We start from the raw sequence: 15148 nt of genomic DNA, 5'->3' as shown, positions 1-15148 counted from the left end.
GCGGCCGCTTCCGCTGCCCCCCCGTTTGCCTGTTCCTTGTCGCTGGTACCGATAGTCATGGATAGAACCCGCATCGCCGTCCTCGTGCCCTGTTACAACGAGGCAGCCACCGTCGCCAGAGTGGTCGGCGATTTCGCCCGCCACCTGCCCGGGGCGGACATCATCGTGCTGGACAACAATTCCCGCGACGGCACCGCCGGGGTGGCGCGGGCGGCGGGTGCGCGGGTGATCGAGGTGCCGCTGCAGGGCAAGGGCAACGTGGTGCGGCGTGGATTCGCGGACATCGATGCCGATGTCTACGTGCTCGTCGATGGCGACGACACCTACGAAGCGGCGGCCGCGCCACGGCTGGTGCGGCGGCTGCTCGACGACGGCCTGGACATGGTGGTGGGCGCGCGCCGTGACCAGGAAAAAGCGGCGTATCGCCCGGGCCATCGCATCGGCAACGTGCTGCTGACCCGCTGCGCGGGCATCCTGTTCGGCAACAGTTTCGACGACATGCTGTCCGGTTACCGGGTGTTCTCGCGGCGCTACGTGCGCTCGTTCGCGGCCCATGCGCGTGGCTTCGAGATCGAAACGGAACTGGCCGTGCATGCGCTGCAGTTGCGGATGCCGGTGGCCGAGGTGGATACCGCCTACGGCGTGCGCCCGGAGGGCTCGGAGAGCAAGCTCAGTACCTGGCGCGACGGCTGGCGGATCCTGCGCACCATCGCCAAGCTGTTCAAGAGCGAGCGGCCGCTGTTGTTCTTCTCCATCGGCGGCATCGCCAGCATGGTGCTCTCGGTGGTACTGGCGGTGCCGCTGCTGGTGACGTACCTAGAGACCGGGCTGGTGCCGCGCTTCCCGACCGCTGTCCTGTGCGCGGCGCTGGCGCTGATGGGTTTCCTGCTGCTGGCCTGCGGGCTGATCCTGGACACGGTGACCCGTGGCCGCATCGAAGCCAAGCACATGGCCTACCTGGCCGTACCGGCGCCGGCGCGGGCCGGCGGGGACGGGCAATGAGCGCCGTCCGCGTGTCTGGCGCGCGACGGATCCGCGCGCCGCTGCGCCGCCTCGCCGTCGTGCTGGAACGCTGGTTCGCCTTCGATACGCCCGGCAACGTGGTCCGCGCCACCGCGGCGATCATGCTGGCCGGCGGCATCGTCTCGCTGCTGCTGGGGCAGGACGCCAACTGGGACCTGCGCAACTATCACCTCTACAACGGTTATGCGTTGCTGCATGGCCGGCTGCTGCAGGACCTGGCGCCCGCGCAGATGCAGAGCTACTTCAGCCCGTTGCTGGATGTGTTCCATTACCTGCTGATGGCGCGGTTGCCGGCACCGCTGGCGGGGTTCGCGCTGGGGGCGCTGCATGGCCTGGTGTTCCTGCCGGTTGCCGGTATCGCCTGGCTCGCGCTGCGCGGGCAGCCGCGACGGGCCCGGCTGGCGCCGCTGCTGGCAGTGGCGGGGCTGTGTACCAGCGGCTTCCTGTCCGAGTTCGGCGGCAGCATGGCCGACAACACCACCGCGCTGTTCGTGACCGCGGCGCTGTACATGGTGCTGCTGGCGCAACGACGCCAGGCCGACGGCGCGCGCCGCGCCGAGCTGCTGGCCTGGACGGTGGCGGGCGCGGTGCTCGGCGTCGCCGTGGCGCTCAAGCTGACCAACGCCATCTACGCCGTGGCGCTGGGGGTGGCGGCGGTGTGCGCGGGCGGCCCATGGTGGCGCCGGCTGGCCGGCGCGGGCGTGCTGACCCTGGCTGCGCTGGTGGTGGCCGCGGCACTGGCCGGCGGGTGGTACCTGCGGGTCTGGCAGGCATTCGGCAACCCGCTGTTCCCGCAGTTCAACGCGCTGTTCCAGGGGCCGCTGGCCGCGCCGATATCGGTGGCCGATGTGCGCTGGCTGCCGCGCGGCGCCTGGGAACACCTGACCTGGCCGCTGCAGTTCGCGGTCGATCCGCTGCGGGTGAGCGAGATCCGGCTGCTGCAGCTGGTCTGGCCGTTGCTGTACCTGGCGACCCTGGCGCTGCTGTTGCGCCGCTTCGCGCGCGGGGCCCTGGCGCCACCGGCGTTCGCACCGGCGATGCGGGGCGTGCTGGTGTTCTTCGGCATCGGCTACGTGCTCTGGCAGGGCCTGTTCAGCATCCACCGCTACCTGGTCGTGCTGGAACTGCTGGCGCCGCTGGTGCTGTGGTTCCTGTGCCAGCGCCTGCTGCCGGGTGGACGCGCGGGCCAGGTGGGCGGCTGGGCCATCGGCGTGGTGGCGGTGGCCTCGCTGCTGGGCTGGAACACGTGGGGGCACGAACGTTGGGCGCGCCAGGGTTTCAGCGTGGAGGCGCCGCCGATGCCGGCGCCGGAGCGCAGCGTGGTGCTGCTGGTGGGCGGCGATCCGCAGGCCTGGCGCGTGCCGTGGTTGCCCGGCCAGGCGCGCTATGTGGGAGTAGCGACCAATTTCCCCGAGTCTGCCGCCTACCGCGCACGACTGGCCGCCATGGTGGAGGCGCGGGAACAGCGCTTCGCGATGCTGCCTGCCGCGCAGCGCCAGGATGGGGCGCGCTGGGCACGCCTGAACCGCTGGGCGCAGGTTTTCGGCCTGACCGCGGGGCGTGGCTGCGACCGCCTGCGCTGGCTGGCCGGCAAGGCGCGGGGATTGCGCGCGGAGGTGGAGGTGCCCGACCCGGGGCAGTGCCGCCTCGGGCCGCGTCGCGGCGCCAGCCAGGAACCGGTGGATGCCTCGGCACAGGCGCGTGGCCAGGCACGCCAGCAACTGGCCGGCTACGGGCTGCTGCTGGATGAAGGATCGTGCGTGACCCTGGACAGCCGCATCGGCCAGGGCCGTTACCCGTACCAGTGGTGCCGGGTCGGGCTGGCGCGCTGAGACGGGTTCAGGGCAGCGCCAGGCCGGCTTCGCGCAGCAGCCTGGACAGGCCGATCAGCGGCAGGCCGACCAGTGCGGTCGGGTCCTGCGAATGGATGGCCTCGAACAGGGTGATGCCCAGCCCCTCGCACTTGAAGCTGCCGGCGCAGTCCAGCGGCAGCTCCGCGTCGACATAGCGTTCGATCTCGTCAGCGTGCAGGGTGCGGAAGTCGACCCGGGTCAGGTCGACCGCCTGCAGGTGGCGCTCGCCATCACTCACGCAGACCGCGGTATGGAACAGCACCTGGCGGCCGGACATCGCGGCCAGCTGCGCGCGGGCGGCTTCGCCGGTGCCCGGCTTGCCGAGCGGCGCACCGTCCAGTTCCGCGACCTGGTCCGAGCCGATGACCCACGCGCCGGGGTGCGCAGCGGCCACCGCGGCGGCTTTCGCCCGCGCGAGCCGGGTGGCCAGTTGCCGCGGGGGTTCGGCCGGCAGCGGCGTCTCGTCCACTGCCGGCGCCTCGCAGCTGAACGGGACCCGCAGCCGCGACAGCAGGTCGGCCCGGTAGCGGGAAGTGGAGGCGAGGATCAGGGCAGGCATGCGACAATACCGGGGTGAAAGCGGCGCCGAGTCTGCGGCGCGGCCGCCGTGGTGGCAATGCCGGCACGATGGATTTGACAGCCGGCAGGCCTGTCCTTAACATTCTGCAGCTTATGTCCGCGAACGTGCCCGAATTGCTGGATGCTTGGCGGATGGTCGCAGCGCGCAGGCGCTTCGAAGGCCGGGTGTCGTTGTCCGCACTGGCACGCCTGCAGGGGCTGGTCGCCGATGCCGAGGGAGAGTGCAGTTATGCGCTGGAATTCGGCCGCGACGAGATCCTGCGGGTCGCCTATGTCGAGCTGACCATCGATGCCGCGCTGCCGCTGGTGTGCCAGCGCAGCATGCAGCGTTTCCTGTTGCCGGTGCACCTGGTGCAGCGGCTGGGTCTGGTACGCGACGAGGACGAGGAACAGGCGCTTCCGCCGGATTACGAAGCGCTGCTGGTGCCGGAAGACGGCAACCTGCGGCCGCTGGACCTGGTGGAAGACGAGCTGGTGATGGCGGTGCCGGTGGTGCCGGTGGCGCCGGGAAGCGAGGCGGTCGAGCGCGATTTCTCCGCGACCACCGAGGAACTGGGCAAGGCCAATCCGTTCGCGGCGTTGGCGGCGCTGAAGAAACAATAGCAGCCGGTTGTCGTCGGCGGCTGCGGCGAAAGCAAAACCAGTGCCGGATGCTCGCATCACGCGCACTGCAACGACGAAACGAACGAACCGAGTTTGGAGCAATCCCATGGCTGTGCAGAAATCCCGTGTTACCCCGTCCCGCCGCGGCCAGCGCCGTTCGCACGACTCGCTGAGCGCCAAGCAGCTGTCCACCGACCCGACCACCGGCGAAGTGCACCTGCGTCACCACATCACCGCTGACGGTTTCTACCGCGGCAAGAAGGTGATCACGACCAAGACTTCGGTCGTCGAAGAAGATTGATCCGCGTCGGGCCGCCACCGCGAGGTGGCGGCCCCCGCACCGATTTCTTCCGGGCCCGCCGCACGGCGGACCCGCGCAACAGGAACCAGCATGAGCAAGCGGATCTACTCGAGGATCGCGGGCACCGGTAGTTATTTGCCCGAAAAGGTGTTGACCAATGATGATCTGGCCAAGATCGTCGACACCAGTGACGAGTGGATCCAGTCGCGAACCGGTATCCGCGAGCGGCACGTCGCCGCCGACGGACAGACCACGGGCGACCTCGGCTACAACGCCGCGCTGCGCGCGCTGGAAGCGGCTGGCATCGAGCCGTCGCAGCTGGACATGATCGTCGTGGGCACCACCACGCCGGACCTGATCTTCCCGTCCACCGCCTGCCTGATCCAGGCGCGCCTCGGCGCGGCCGGCGCGGCGGCGTTCGACGTCAACGCGGCATGTTCGGGCTTCCTGTTCGCCCTGAGCGTGGCCGACAAATTCATCCGCAGTGGCGATGCCCGGCATGTGCTGGTGATCGGCGCGGAAACCCTGACCCGCATCGTCGACTGGAACGACCGCACCACCTGCGTGCTGTTCGGCGATGGCGCCGGTGCCGTCGTGCTCAAGGCCGACGAGGAAACCGGCATCCTCAGCACCCACCTGCATGCCGATGGCAGCAAGAAGGAACTGCTGTGGCACCCGGCCGGCGTGTCGACCGGCCTGGACAAGCCCGGCAAGCTGACGATGAAGGGCAACGACGTGTTCAAGTACGCCGTCAAGGCGCTGGACTCGGTGGTTGATGAAACCCTGCAGGCCAACGGCCTGGACAAGTCTGACCTGGACTGGCTGATCCCGCACCAGGCCAACCTGCGCATCATCGAAGCCACGGCCAAGCGCCTGGAGATGTCGATGGACCAGGTGGTGGTGACCGTGGACAAGCATGGCAATACCTCGGCCGGCTCGGTGCCGCTGGCGCTGGACCACGCGATCCGCTCCGGCAAGGTCGCGCGCGGCCAGCTGCTGCTGCTGGAAGCCTTCGGCGGTGGCTTCACCTGGGGTTCGGCGCTGCTGCGCTATTGATATGCCGGATTGGCCGGGAGCATGAGGCTCCCGGTGCGGCCCCGCGGGCCGCCGTTTCCGGGAGGTACCGTCATGGCTGAACCCATTCTCATCGAAGGGCAGCGCGCATGGCTCAAGCATTATGGTGAAGGCAGCCGGGCAGTGGCCCTGGGGCTGCTGAATTTCGTTGCCCGTCGTTTCCAGCTCGATGCGCTGCGGCCGCCGCCGCACCGTGGCGGCGCGCAGGCGCGCGCCGTCGAGGCCCGGCGCCTGGTCGAGCTCAAGGCGCAGGGCGTCAATGTTCCCGAGGTCATCGGCCACGGTCGCGCCGCGCTGGTGCTGGAGCACACCGGGGCCTCGTTCAACGCCTGCCTGCGCGAAGCCGACGCCGCCGCGCGCGACCGCCTGGTGGCGGCCGCCGTCGACGCCATCGCCGAGGCCCACCGCGGCGGCGCCTATTTCGGCCAGCCGCTGCCGCGCAACATGACCTGGGACGGCAACCGCGTGGGCTTCATCGATTTCGAGGAAGATCCGCTGGAGGTCATGGACCTGGAGCAGGCGCAGGCGCGCGACTGGCTGATGTTCGGCTACGGCGTGGCCCGGTACTACGAGGACCGCCCGCAGGCGCTCAAAGCGCTGCTGGCCGGTGCCATGGAAACGGCAGAGCGGCCGGTGGTCGCCCATGCCCATGACGTTACCGGCCGGCTGCGGCGGCTGGCCCGCGTGCTGCGACGCGCGGGCAGGTCGGGACGGGCGCTGGCGCACGCCATCCTGGTCGTGCATGCGGCCACCACCTTTGGCTGCGTGGCACTGGCGGCGCTGTCGCTGGACTGGCTTGCCGACGGCGAACTGGACCTGCTGGCGCTGTTGACCTGAGCCGGCCGCCAGCGGGCTGCATACGCGCCAGTACAGACGGGCGGGGGCATTCACGCTTATGATGCGCCGCTTCGATTCATGCAGCAGATGACCGCGTGACTGACTCCCGACTCGCTTTCGTATTCCCCGGCCAGGGCTCCCAGTCGCTGGGCATGCTGGCCGAACTGGCCGAACTGCACCCGCAGGTCCGCGATACCTTCGCCGAAGCCTCCGAAGGCGCCGGCGTGGATCTGTGGGCGCTGTCGCAGGGCGGCCCGGAAGAGCAGCTCAACCGCACCGAGTACACCCAGCCGGCCCTGCTGGCCGCGGGCATCGCGGTGTGGCGGCTGTGGGGGGCGAACAACGGCGCCTCGCCGGCCGTGCTGGCCGGGCACAGCCTGGGCGAGTACACCGCGCTGGTCGCGGCCGGCGCGCTGTCGCTGCGCGATGGCGCGCACCTGGTGCGGCTGCGCGGCCAGCTGATGCAGGAGGCCGCGCCAACCGGCGTCGGCGCCATGGCCGCGGTGCTCGGCGCCGAGGACGCGCTGGTGCAGGAAATCTGCGAACAGGCCAGCGGCAGCCAGGTGGTGGTGCCGGCCAATTTCAATTCCCCGGGCCAGATCGTGATCGGCGGCGACGCCGCGGCGGTCGACCGCGCGCTGGCGCTGCTGGCGGAAAAGGGCGTGCGCAAGGCGGTCAAGCTGGCCGTGAGCGTGCCCTCGCACACGCCGCTGATGCGCGAGGCCGCCAACCGCCTGGCCGTGGCCATGGCCGGGCTGGACTGGCGCACGCCGTCGCTGCCGGTGGTGCAGAACGTCGATGCCCAGGCCCATGCGGGCGTGGACGCCATCCGCGACGCGCTGGTGCGCCAGCTCTACCTGCCGGTGCAGTGGACCGGTTGCGTGCAGGCGCTGGCCGCGCGCGGCGTGACCCGCGTGGCCGAATGCGGCCCGGGCAAGGTGCTGACCGGCCTGGTCAAGCGCATCGACAAGAGCATCGATGGCCGTTCGCTCGCCACCCCGGCCGATTTCGCCGGCGCGCTGGAAGAGTGGGCCGCCTGACCCCTACGATACGGCCGGCGTCCGCGCCCGGCCCCGACCTGCAGCCGCAACCTGCGGCGCACCAAGAGGAAACCGCATGAGCAAGCCATTGCAGGGTGAAATCGCGCTCGTCACCGGCGCCAGCCGTGGCATCGGCGCGGCCATCGCCGACGAACTGGCCGCGCAGGGCGCCACCGTCATCGGCACCGCCACCACCGAATCCGGCGCCGCCGCGATCGGCGCGCGCCTGGCCGCGCAGGGCGGCCACGGCCGCGCGCTGAACGTCACCGAGCCCGGCGCGGTCGACGCGCTGATCGATGCGGTCGGCAAGGAATTCGGCGCCATCAGCATCCTGGTCAACAACGCCGGCATCACCCGCGACAACCTGCTGATGCGGATGAAGGACGAGGACTGGCAGGCGATCCTGGACACCAACCTGACCAGCGTGTACCGCACCTCCAAGGCGGTGATGCGCGGCATGATGAAGGCGCGCAGGGGCCGCATCATCAACATCGCCTCGGTGATCGGCGTGACCGGCAATGCCGGCCAGGCCAACTACGCCGCGGCCAAGGCCGGCATCATCGCGTTCTCCAAGTCGCTGGCCAAGGAAATCGGCAGCCGCGGGGTAACCGTGAACGTGGTCGCGCCGGGCTTCATCGATACCGACATGACCAAGGATCTGCCCGAGGACGCCAAAACCGCGATGCTCGGCCAGATCGCGCTGGGCCGCCTCGGCGAGCCGGCGGACATCGCCCGTGCGGTGGCGTTCCTGGCCGGCCCGTCCGCCAGCTACATCACCGGCGAAACCCTCCACGTGAACGGCGGCATGTACATGCCGTAAGCGTGCGGCGCATGGAATGCGCCCAAGTGGTTGATCGCCGTGGCATTTTGCCAGAATGCAAGGCTCCGGCGCTTTCCACTACACTATCCCACGGCCATCGCTTCCGATGGCGCCTTTTGAACCACTACTCCATCTGGAGCGATATCCAATGAGCACCATCGAAGAACGCGTCAAGAAAATCGTCGTCGAACAGCTTGGCGTCAAGGAAGAGGAAGTCACCAACAGCGCATCGTTCGTCGATGACCTGGGCGCTGACTCGCTGGACACCGTCGAACTGGTGATGGCGCTGGAAGAAGAGTTCGAGTGCGAGATCCCGGACGAAGAAGCCGAGAAGATCAGCACCGTGCAGGCCGCCATCGATTACATCAAGGCCCACGTCAAGGCCTGATGACCGGCGGCTGATGCGCGGCGGCGGCACGTCCGCATGCCGCCCACGGCAAGCCCATGGGGCCGCGACAGCGGCCCCATCCCATTCGGGCGCCGGCCGCGCAGCGGCCCGTCCGGTGGGCGTGGACGCCGCGCCAGCGGCGCGCCCACGCAATCTGGAATCCGGCCGTGAACGGCCATGTGCATCCGCGTCCCCCGCGTCATACCCGCATCGAGCACCGGGTCAGGAGAAACCGCAATGAAGCGTCGCGTCGTCGTTACCGGCCTGGGCATGGTCTCGCCCCTGGGCAATGATCTGGCCAGCAGCTGGCAGGGCATCATCGAAGGCCGTTCCGGCATCGGTCCGCTGACCCACATCGCCGACGCCTACCTGGAACGCTTCACCACCAAGATCGCAGGTGAGGTCAAGGAGTTCGACATCACCGCCGACAACGAACAGTTCGGCAAGTACCGGGTCAGCGGCAAGGACGCCAAGAAGATGGACCCGTTCATCCATTACGGCCTCGGTGCCTCGTTCATGGCCCTGCACGATTCGGGCCTGGAGATCACCGAAGCCAACGCCGAGCGGGTCGGTGCCATCATCGGCGCCGGCATCGGCGGCCTGCTCGGCATCGAGGAACAGACCATCGAGTTCCATGAGGGCAAGAAGATCTCGCCCTTCTACGTGCCCAAGACCATCATCAACATGCTGCCGGGGCAGCTGAGCATCATCGCCGGCCTGAAGGGGCCATCGTTCTCGGCGGTTTCGGCCTGCGCCACGTCCAATCACTCCATCGGCACCGCGATGCGTATGATCCAGTACGGCGACGCGGACGTGATGGTGGTCGGCGGCGCCGAGCGCGGCTCCTCGCCGACCGCCGTGGGCGGCTTCTGCGCGATGAAGGCCATGTCCACCCGCAACGACGACCCGGCCCGCGCCTCGCGGCCGTGGGACAAGGACCGCGACGGCTTCGTGCTGGGCGACGGCGCCGGCATCCTGATCCTCGAGGAATACGAGCACGCCAAGGCGCGCGGCGCGAAGATCTACTGCGAACTGGCCGGCTTCGGCGCCAGCTCCGACGCGTACCACATGACCGCACCGAGCGAGAACGGCGAAGGCGCCGCGCGCTGCATGGTCGCGGCGATGAAGGACGCCGGCGTCACCCCGGAGCAGGTCGGTTACCTCAACGCGCACGGCACCTCGACGCCGCTGGGCGACGTGGGCGAGACCATGGCGATGAAGACCGCCTTCGGCGACCACGCCTACCGGATGATGGTCAGCTCCACCAAGTCGATGACCGGCCACCTGCTCGGCGCCGCCGGCGGCGTGGAAGCGATCTTCTCGGTGCTGGCGCTGCGCGACAACGTGATCCCGCCGACCATCAACCTGGACGAGCCGGGCGAAGGCTGCGACCTGGACTACGTGCCCAATGTCGCGCGCCAGGCCAAGGTCGACGTGGTGATGTCCAACGGCTTCGGCTTCGGCGGCACCAACGGCACGCTGGTGTTCAAGCGCGTCTGAGCCGCCGTCTGCCGCCCCCTCTCCCTGCCGGGAGAGGGGGCGGCGCGCGGGCGCACCGGGTCATGCCCGGGTCCACCCGCACCGGCGGCGCGGTTCCCGCACCCGCGCCGCAGGGAATCTTCCCCCGCCGGGCGCAGGCGCCGCCCTCCTGATCTCCGGGCCACCGATGCATCTTTTCCCCCTGCACGCCGACACCGACCTGCTGGCGCTGCATCGGCTGTCCCCGCAGCGTTACCCGCTGCTGCTCGAATCCACCGCCGCCGGCCGCCAGGGCCGCTGGGACCTGCTGCTGGTCGCCGATGGCGGCCAACTGCGGCTTGATGCCGATGGCACGGTGCGGCGCGAAGACGGTACCCCGGTCGAAGGCGGCTTCCTGGACGCGCTGGACCGCGACTGGCAGGCGCTGCGCATCGCGCGCGATCCGGACGCTGCGGCGGTTCCGTTCCGGGGTGGCTGGGCGCTGCTGCTCGATTACGAACTGGCCGGGCAGATCGAACCGGTATTGCGGCTGCCGGCGCGCGCCGACGGCCTGCCCGCCGCGCTGGCCCTGCGCTGCCCGGCGGCGGTGCTGCGCGACCGCGACAGCGGGCGCTGCATGGCGCTGGCCGAGGACGGCCGCGACGCCGTGTTCGAACAGCTGCGCCAGGACCTGCACGCGGCGCGGCAACTGCCGGAGCTGCCGGCCTGGCAGCCGCCGCTGGCGCTGGACGAGGACGCCGACGCGCAGTTCATCGACGGTGTCCACCGGGTGATCGATTACCTGCACGCCGGCGATGTGTTCCAGGTCAATCTCTCGCGCCGCTGGCAGGCGCGCTTCGCCCGGCCGCTGGCGCCGGCGGCGCTGTACGCGCGCCTGCGCCAGGCCAATCCGGCGCCGTTCGCCGGGCTGTTCGCTGCGGCCGGGCGCGCGGTGGTCAGCTCCTCGCCGGAGCGGCTGGTGTCGGTGCACGGCGATGTGGTGCAGACCCGGCCGATCGCCGGCACCCGTCCGCGCTTCGACGGCGACGACGATGCCGCGCGCATCCGCGAACTGGTCGGCCACCCCAAGGAGCGTGCCGAGCACGTGATGCTGATCGACCTGGAGCGCAACGACCTGGGCCGCATCGCGGCGCCGGGCAGCGTCGAGGTGGACGAGCTGATGACGGTGGAAAGCTACGCCCACGTGCACCACATCGTCAGCAACGTGCGCGCGCGGCTGCGCCCGGAGGTGAGCCCGGGGCAGGTGATCGCCGCGACCTTCCCGGGCGGCACCATCACCGGCTGCCCCAAGGTGCGCTGCATGGAGATCATCGCCGAGCTGGAACAGACCGCGCGGGGCGCCTACACCGGCGCGTTCGGCTGGCTCAACCGCGATGGCGACATGGACCTGAACATCCTGATCCGTACCGCCGAGGTGCAGGGCGACACCGTGCGCTTCCGCACCGGCGCCGGCATCGTGGTCGATTCCGACCCGTCGCGCGAACTGGACGAGACCCGCGCCAAGGCGCGCGGCCTGCTGCGCGCGCTGTAGCGCCGCGGCCACCGCCATGGCGGGAAGCCCGCCGGGCCGTCAACGCCGGCAGCCGCGCCGGGCGATTGCTTGGCGGCCGCGACGCGGCGCGCGGTATCCTGCGCGGCAGGATCGGACTTCGAGGTAATCCATGGGGCTTGGCAAACGCGGCTGTCTGCTGACGGTGCTGATGCTGCTGCTGACGCTGGCCGGCATCGTCGTCGGCATCGGCGGCTGGTTCTACTACCGGCAGGTGCAGTTCGCCGAGGTGCGGCTCACGCCGAGCCAGGACAGCGTGGTGGTCGCCCGCGGCGATGGGCTCAATGCCGTGCTCGGCAAGCTGCGCCAGGCCGGCATCGGCGAAGGCCGCGATTACCAGTGGCAATTGCTGGCACGCCAGCTCGACGCCGCCGGCAAGCTCAAGGTGGGCGAGTACGCGCTGGATGATGCGCTCACCCCGCGCGAACTGCTGCTGCGCATGCGCCAGGGCAGGGTGCTGCAGCACCGCGTGACCCTCATCGAGGGCTGGAATATCCGCCAGCTGCGCGCCGCGCTGCGGCGGGCCGAGCCGCTGCTGCACGAAACCGATGCGCTGGACGATGCCGAGCTGATGCGCCGCCTGGGCTTTCCCGACCAGCACCCGGAAGGCCGGTTCCTGCCGGAGACCTATGTCTACCAGCGCGGCGACAGCGACCTGGACGTGCTCAGGCGCGCCCATGCGGCGATGGAAAAGGAACTGGCCGCGGCCTGGGCCGCGCGCAGCGACGACCTGCCGCTGGCCTCGCCCTACGAACTGCTGATCCTGGCCTCGATCGTCGAGAAGGAAACCGGCCTGGCCGCGGAGCGGCCGCAGATCGCCGGGGTGTTCGCGCGCCGCCTGAAAATGGGCATGCGCCTGCAGACCGACCCGACCGTGATCTACGGCATCGGCAGTGCCTATGACGGCAACATCCGCAAGGTCCACCTGACCACCGACACGCCGTACAACACCTATACCCGTGCCGGCCTGCCGCCCACGCCCATCGCCATGCCCGGCAAGGATGCGCTGGCCGCGGCCGCGCGCCCGGCGCCGGGCGACGCGCTGTATTTCGTGGCGGTCGGCGACGGCAGCGGCGCGCACGTGTTCTCGGCGAACTACGCCGAACACAACGCGGCCGTCGCGCGCTACCTGCGCCAACTGCGCGACAACCGCGCGGCGGAGGCGCAGCAGTGAGCGACGTTTTCGCCCCCTGGCAGCAGCGCGCCCATGACCAGACCGTGGCGGCGCTGGACGCCGGCCGCCTCGGCCATGGCCTGCTGCTGTGCGGGCCGGCCGGCATGGGCAAGCGCGCGGTGGCGATGGCGCTGGCCCGCCACGTACTGGATACCGGCATGGACGCGGCCGGGCGCGCGCGCAACGCGCAGCTGATCGCCGCCGGCACCCACCCGGACCTGCAGGTGGTGTCCTTCATCCCCAACAAGACCGGCGACAAGCTGCGTACCGAGATCGTGATCGAGCAGGTGCGCGAGATCTCGCAGAAACTGGCGCTGACGCCGCAGTACGGCGCGGCCCAGGTGGTGATCGTCGACCCGGCCGATGCGATCAACCGTGCCGCCTGCAACGCGCTGCTCAAGACCCTGGAAGAGCCCGCGCCCGGCCGTTACCTGTGGCTGGTCAGCGCCGACCCCGCGCGCTTGCCGCAGACCATCCGCAGCCGTTGCCAGCGGCTGGAGTTCCGGCTGCCGCCGCGCGAGGAAGCGCTGGCCTGGCTGCAGCGCCAGGGGCATGCCGAAGGCGCCGCGCGCGAAGCGCTCGACGCCGCGCGCGGCCATCCCGGGCTGGCCGACCGCTGGCTGCAGGGCGAGGGCATGGCGCTGCGCCGGCAGGTGGCCGAGGAACTGGACAGGCTCGCCGGCGGGCGCGTCGGCGCGGTGGAGCTGGCCCAGCGCTGGAGCGGTGACGAACACGCCGACCTGCGCCTGCGGCATGCCGCCGACCTGGCCCTGCGCCGGGCCATGGACGGCTTGACCGATCCGGGCCGATTGCACAAGCTGGCCGCCTGGTTCGATGCCGCCAACCGCACCCGCGACCTGCTGCGCACCACGGTGCGCGCCGATCTGGCGATGGTGGAGCTGCTGCTGGGCTGGGCCGCGGCCAACCCGCCGCCATCCAAAGGAAACAACCGATGAGTGCGACGAACGCGCGCCAGGGCATTCTTTCCCTGGCGGTCAAGGACAAGGCCGCGCTGTACAGCGCCTACATGCCGTTCGTGAAGAACGGCGGCGTGTTCGTGCCCACGCCCAAGCGCTATTTCCTCGGCGACGAGGTGTTCGTGCTGCTGACCCTGCCCGACTCCAGCGAGCGCCTGCCGGTCGCCGGCAAGGTGGTCTGGGTCACGCCGCTGGGCGCGCAGGGCAACCGCCAGGCGGGTATCGGCGTGCAGCTGGCCGACGGTGCCGACGGCGAGGCCATCCGCGGCCGCATCGAGACCCTGCTGGCCGGCACCGCCGGTTCGGACAAGCCGACCCACACCATGTAGGTGGCGTGGGCGCCGCCGGCGCCCCGCAGGGGCAGGAGGCGCGCGCAGGCAGGCCGCCTTGGCGGGCCCGTCGCGGTGCCGGGCCGGGCCTGCAAAAAAGTTGCATCGATCCGTTGACGTCTTCGCGATTCCTCCTATAATGAGCGGCTCGCAACACGGGCGGTTAGCTCAGCGGTAGAGCATTGCCTTCACACGGCAAGGGTCGCAGGTTCGAACCCTGCACCGCCCACCATTAAAATCAATGTGTTGCAGAAGAACCGGCGAAAGCCGGTTTTTTCGTAACTGCACGGTAACAACACATGGAGAGGTGGTATGCCGAAGAAGTACACGTTCCGCTCCAACAATGGGACACCGCAGGGGGCAATTCATCCCCTCGATCTAGATCAGCGTGTGCTCTCTAGCCTCCAAGATGCTGAGGCCGATGGGATCGATCTTCATTACGATTGGACGACGGCCGAGGTTGGCCGGGATGCAATTGGTGATTTCGTGGTGATCGAGATCGAATGGCCAGATGGCTTGGGATACGGTGAGGCACGCAGCTACATTGACAGGCACTTCGTCACCGTAGGTGAGGATCTCGCCTAACCGAAGAAGCCCCGCGCCATCAAAGGTACGGGGCTTTCCGCTTGAATGGTCACCGCCCGTTGAAGGATGACTGCAGCGCCGTGCGCTGCGTGGTGGCCGCCGCCTTGCTGGTGGATGCGTCGATGCGCTCCAGCAGTGTGCGCACGTCGGCCAGCAGCCGATTGGACTCCTGCAGGGCCGCATTGGTTTGCCGCTGCTCTTCCTTGCTGCTGGCGGCCACCTCGAAGATCGCCTTCCCGAAGTGCTCCGGTAGTGCCTCGATGGCATCGGCCAGCTGCCCCATGGAAATCCCATCCTCCAGGTTGAGGTCGCCGAGCTTCATGCCGTCCACCATGCCGGAGACGCGGCCGTACAGGTCGTTGTAGTCCTTCCCGCTGGCGTACAGGTTCCGGCCGGAGCCGAGCGCCACCTGTGCCGCCTGCTGGGCCGCCTGGCTGTCTCCCTTGGCCGTGGCGTCCGCCAGGGCCTGCATTGCCTCGGAGAGCTTCTCCTGGTCCGTAAGGGGCGATAGATCACTGATCGACAAGCCGTACTTGA

At 69.7% G+C, this 15148-nt stretch carries 16 protein-coding genes, 1 tRNA gene and 1 pseudogene; 16 read left to right on the top strand and 2 right to left on the bottom strand.

Annotated elements, in window-relative coordinates:
* The first annotated feature begins 57 nt into the window (after positions 1–57).
* Positions 58–1002 (top strand): glycosyltransferase family 2 protein, encoded by a 945-nt coding sequence (locus tag AC06E6_RS14565; protein WP_240211723.1) that lies wholly within the window; start codon positions 58–60, stop codon positions 1000–1002.
* Positions 999–2855, top strand: coding sequence for a hypothetical protein (locus AC06E6_RS14560; RefSeq protein ID WP_478061821.1), 1857 nt, complete (start codon positions 999–1001; stop codon positions 2853–2855). Before AC06E6_RS14565 ends, AC06E6_RS14560 begins: the two co-directional genes overlap by 4 nt.
* A 7-nt stretch (positions 2856–2862) precedes the next feature.
* Here AC06E6_RS14560 and AC06E6_RS14555 read toward each other — a convergent pair whose 3' ends face one another.
* Positions 2863–3435: a Maf family protein gene (locus AC06E6_RS14555; protein ID WP_478061819.1), complete on the bottom strand. Its 573-nt coding sequence runs from the start codon at positions 3433–3435 to the stop codon at positions 2863–2865.
* 113 nt (positions 3436–3548) lie between these two features.
* Between AC06E6_RS14555 and AC06E6_RS14550 the strand changes: the two genes are divergently transcribed.
* From AC06E6_RS14550 to AC06E6_RS14485, 14 genes are all read left to right on the top strand, one after another.
* Positions 3549–4058, top strand: coding sequence for a YceD family protein (locus AC06E6_RS14550; RefSeq protein ID WP_104938210.1), 510 nt, complete (start codon positions 3549–3551; stop codon positions 4056–4058).
* Positions 4059–4164: 106 nt separating this feature from the next.
* Entirely contained in the window at positions 4165–4359 is a 195-nt protein-coding gene (gene rpmF / locus AC06E6_RS14545) for a 50S ribosomal protein L32 (protein ID WP_054663666.1), read from the top strand.
* A gap of 90 nt (positions 4360–4449) precedes the next feature.
* Positions 4450–5415 (top strand): beta-ketoacyl-ACP synthase III, encoded by a 966-nt coding sequence (locus AC06E6_RS14540; protein ID WP_104938211.1) that lies wholly within the window; start codon positions 4450–4452, stop codon positions 5413–5415.
* A gap of 72 nt (positions 5416–5487) precedes the next feature.
* Entirely contained in the window at positions 5488–6270 is a 783-nt protein-coding gene (locus tag AC06E6_RS14535; protein ID WP_161615070.1) for a BUD32 family EKC/KEOPS complex subunit, read from the top strand.
* A 95-nt stretch (positions 6271–6365) separates the two neighbouring features.
* Positions 6366–7310 carry an ACP S-malonyltransferase gene (gene fabD, locus AC06E6_RS14530; protein ID WP_104938213.1) on the top strand — a complete coding sequence of 315 codons (945 nt, stop codon included), beginning with the start codon at positions 6366–6368 and terminating at the stop codon, positions 7308–7310.
* A 76-nt stretch (positions 7311–7386) separates the two neighbouring features.
* Positions 7387–8130, top strand: coding sequence for a 3-oxoacyl-ACP reductase FabG (gene fabG / locus AC06E6_RS14525; protein ID WP_313254297.1), 744 nt, complete (start codon positions 7387–7389; stop codon positions 8128–8130).
* A gap of 148 nt (positions 8131–8278) precedes the next feature.
* Positions 8279–8518: an acyl carrier protein gene (gene acpP, locus AC06E6_RS14520; RefSeq protein ID WP_005415509.1), complete on the top strand. Its 240-nt coding sequence runs from the start codon at positions 8279–8281 to the stop codon at positions 8516–8518.
* Between the two features lie 237 nt (positions 8519–8755).
* Positions 8756–10018 carry a beta-ketoacyl-ACP synthase II gene (fabF, locus tag AC06E6_RS14515; RefSeq protein WP_161615073.1) on the top strand — a complete coding sequence of 421 codons (1263 nt, stop codon included), beginning with the start codon at positions 8756–8758 and terminating at the stop codon, positions 10016–10018.
* 166 nt (positions 10019–10184) lie between these two features.
* Complete coding sequence (locus AC06E6_RS14510) at positions 10185–11528, top strand: aminodeoxychorismate synthase component I (protein ID WP_478061815.1); 1344 nt, start codon at positions 10185–10187, stop codon at positions 11526–11528.
* A 130-nt stretch (positions 11529–11658) separates the two neighbouring features.
* Positions 11659–12720 (top strand): endolytic transglycosylase MltG, encoded by a 1062-nt coding sequence (gene mltG / locus AC06E6_RS14505; RefSeq protein WP_478061814.1) that lies wholly within the window; start codon positions 11659–11661, stop codon positions 12718–12720.
* A complete protein-coding gene (locus AC06E6_RS14500) occupies positions 12717–13676 on the top strand; it encodes a DNA polymerase III subunit delta' (protein WP_478061812.1) in 960 nt (319 codons plus the stop codon). Before mltG ends, AC06E6_RS14500 begins: the two co-directional genes overlap by 4 nt.
* A complete protein-coding gene (locus AC06E6_RS14495; protein ID WP_104938219.1) occupies positions 13673–14026 on the top strand; it encodes a PilZ domain-containing protein in 354 nt (117 codons plus the stop codon). The genes AC06E6_RS14500 and AC06E6_RS14495 overlap by 4 nt, the downstream gene beginning before the upstream one ends.
* Before the next feature lie 157 nt (positions 14027–14183).
* Positions 14184–14258 (top strand) — tRNA-Val (locus AC06E6_RS14490).
* A gap of 80 nt (positions 14259–14338) precedes the next feature.
* The gene (locus AC06E6_RS14485; RefSeq protein WP_478061811.1) at positions 14339–14611 is read left to right on the top strand and encodes a hypothetical protein; all 273 of its coding nucleotides are present in this window, start codon (positions 14339–14341) and stop codon (positions 14609–14611) included.
* 49 nt (positions 14612–14660) lie between these two features.
* Here AC06E6_RS14485 and AC06E6_RS14480 read toward each other — a convergent pair.
* A pseudogene (locus AC06E6_RS14480) lies at positions 14661–15148 on the bottom strand (phage tail protein); the annotation flags it as partial.

The organism is Stenotrophomonas sp. Steno-Z10-HUANG (genome assembly GCF_056393075.1).
The sequence above is the reverse complement of the archived record's forward strand: the minus strand, read 5'-3'. Positions and strand labels throughout refer to the sequence as shown.

Excerpts from the sequence above, each read along its gene's own strand:
- AC06E6_RS14495 (WP_104938219.1), top strand. The coding sequence starts at position 13,673 with ATGAGTGCGACGAACGCGCGCCAGGGCATTCTTTCCCTGGCGGTCAAG.
- AC06E6_RS14555 (WP_478061819.1), bottom strand. The coding sequence starts at position 3,435 with ATGCCTGCCCTGATCCTCGCCTCCACTTCCCGCTACCGGGCCGACCTG.
- acpP (WP_005415509.1), top strand. The coding sequence starts at position 8,279 with ATGAGCACCATCGAAGAACGCGTCAAGAAAATCGTCGTCGAACAGCTT.
- AC06E6_RS14535 (WP_161615070.1), top strand. The coding sequence starts at position 5,488 with ATGGCTGAACCCATTCTCATCGAAGGGCAGCGCGCATGGCTCAAGCAT.
- fabF (WP_161615073.1), top strand. The coding sequence starts at position 8,756 with ATGAAGCGTCGCGTCGTCGTTACCGGCCTGGGCATGGTCTCGCCCCTG.
- fabG (WP_313254297.1), top strand. The coding sequence starts at position 7,387 with ATGAGCAAGCCATTGCAGGGTGAAATCGCGCTCGTCACCGGCGCCAGC.
- AC06E6_RS14485 (WP_478061811.1), top strand. The coding sequence starts at position 14,339 with ATGCCGAAGAAGTACACGTTCCGCTCCAACAATGGGACACCGCAGGGG.
- AC06E6_RS14550 (WP_104938210.1), top strand. The coding sequence starts at position 3,549 with ATGTCCGCGAACGTGCCCGAATTGCTGGATGCTTGGCGGATGGTCGCA.
- AC06E6_RS14560 (WP_478061821.1), top strand. The coding sequence starts at position 999 with ATGAGCGCCGTCCGCGTGTCTGGCGCGCGACGGATCCGCGCGCCGCTG.
- rpmF (WP_054663666.1), top strand. The coding sequence starts at position 4,165 with ATGGCTGTGCAGAAATCCCGTGTTACCCCGTCCCGCCGCGGCCAGCGC.
- AC06E6_RS14540 (WP_104938211.1), top strand. The coding sequence starts at position 4,450 with ATGAGCAAGCGGATCTACTCGAGGATCGCGGGCACCGGTAGTTATTTG.
- AC06E6_RS14565 (WP_240211723.1), top strand. The coding sequence starts at position 58 with ATGGATAGAACCCGCATCGCCGTCCTCGTGCCCTGTTACAACGAGGCA.
- mltG (WP_478061814.1), top strand. The coding sequence starts at position 11,659 with ATGGGGCTTGGCAAACGCGGCTGTCTGCTGACGGTGCTGATGCTGCTG.
- AC06E6_RS14510 (WP_478061815.1), top strand. The coding sequence starts at position 10,185 with ATGCATCTTTTCCCCCTGCACGCCGACACCGACCTGCTGGCGCTGCAT.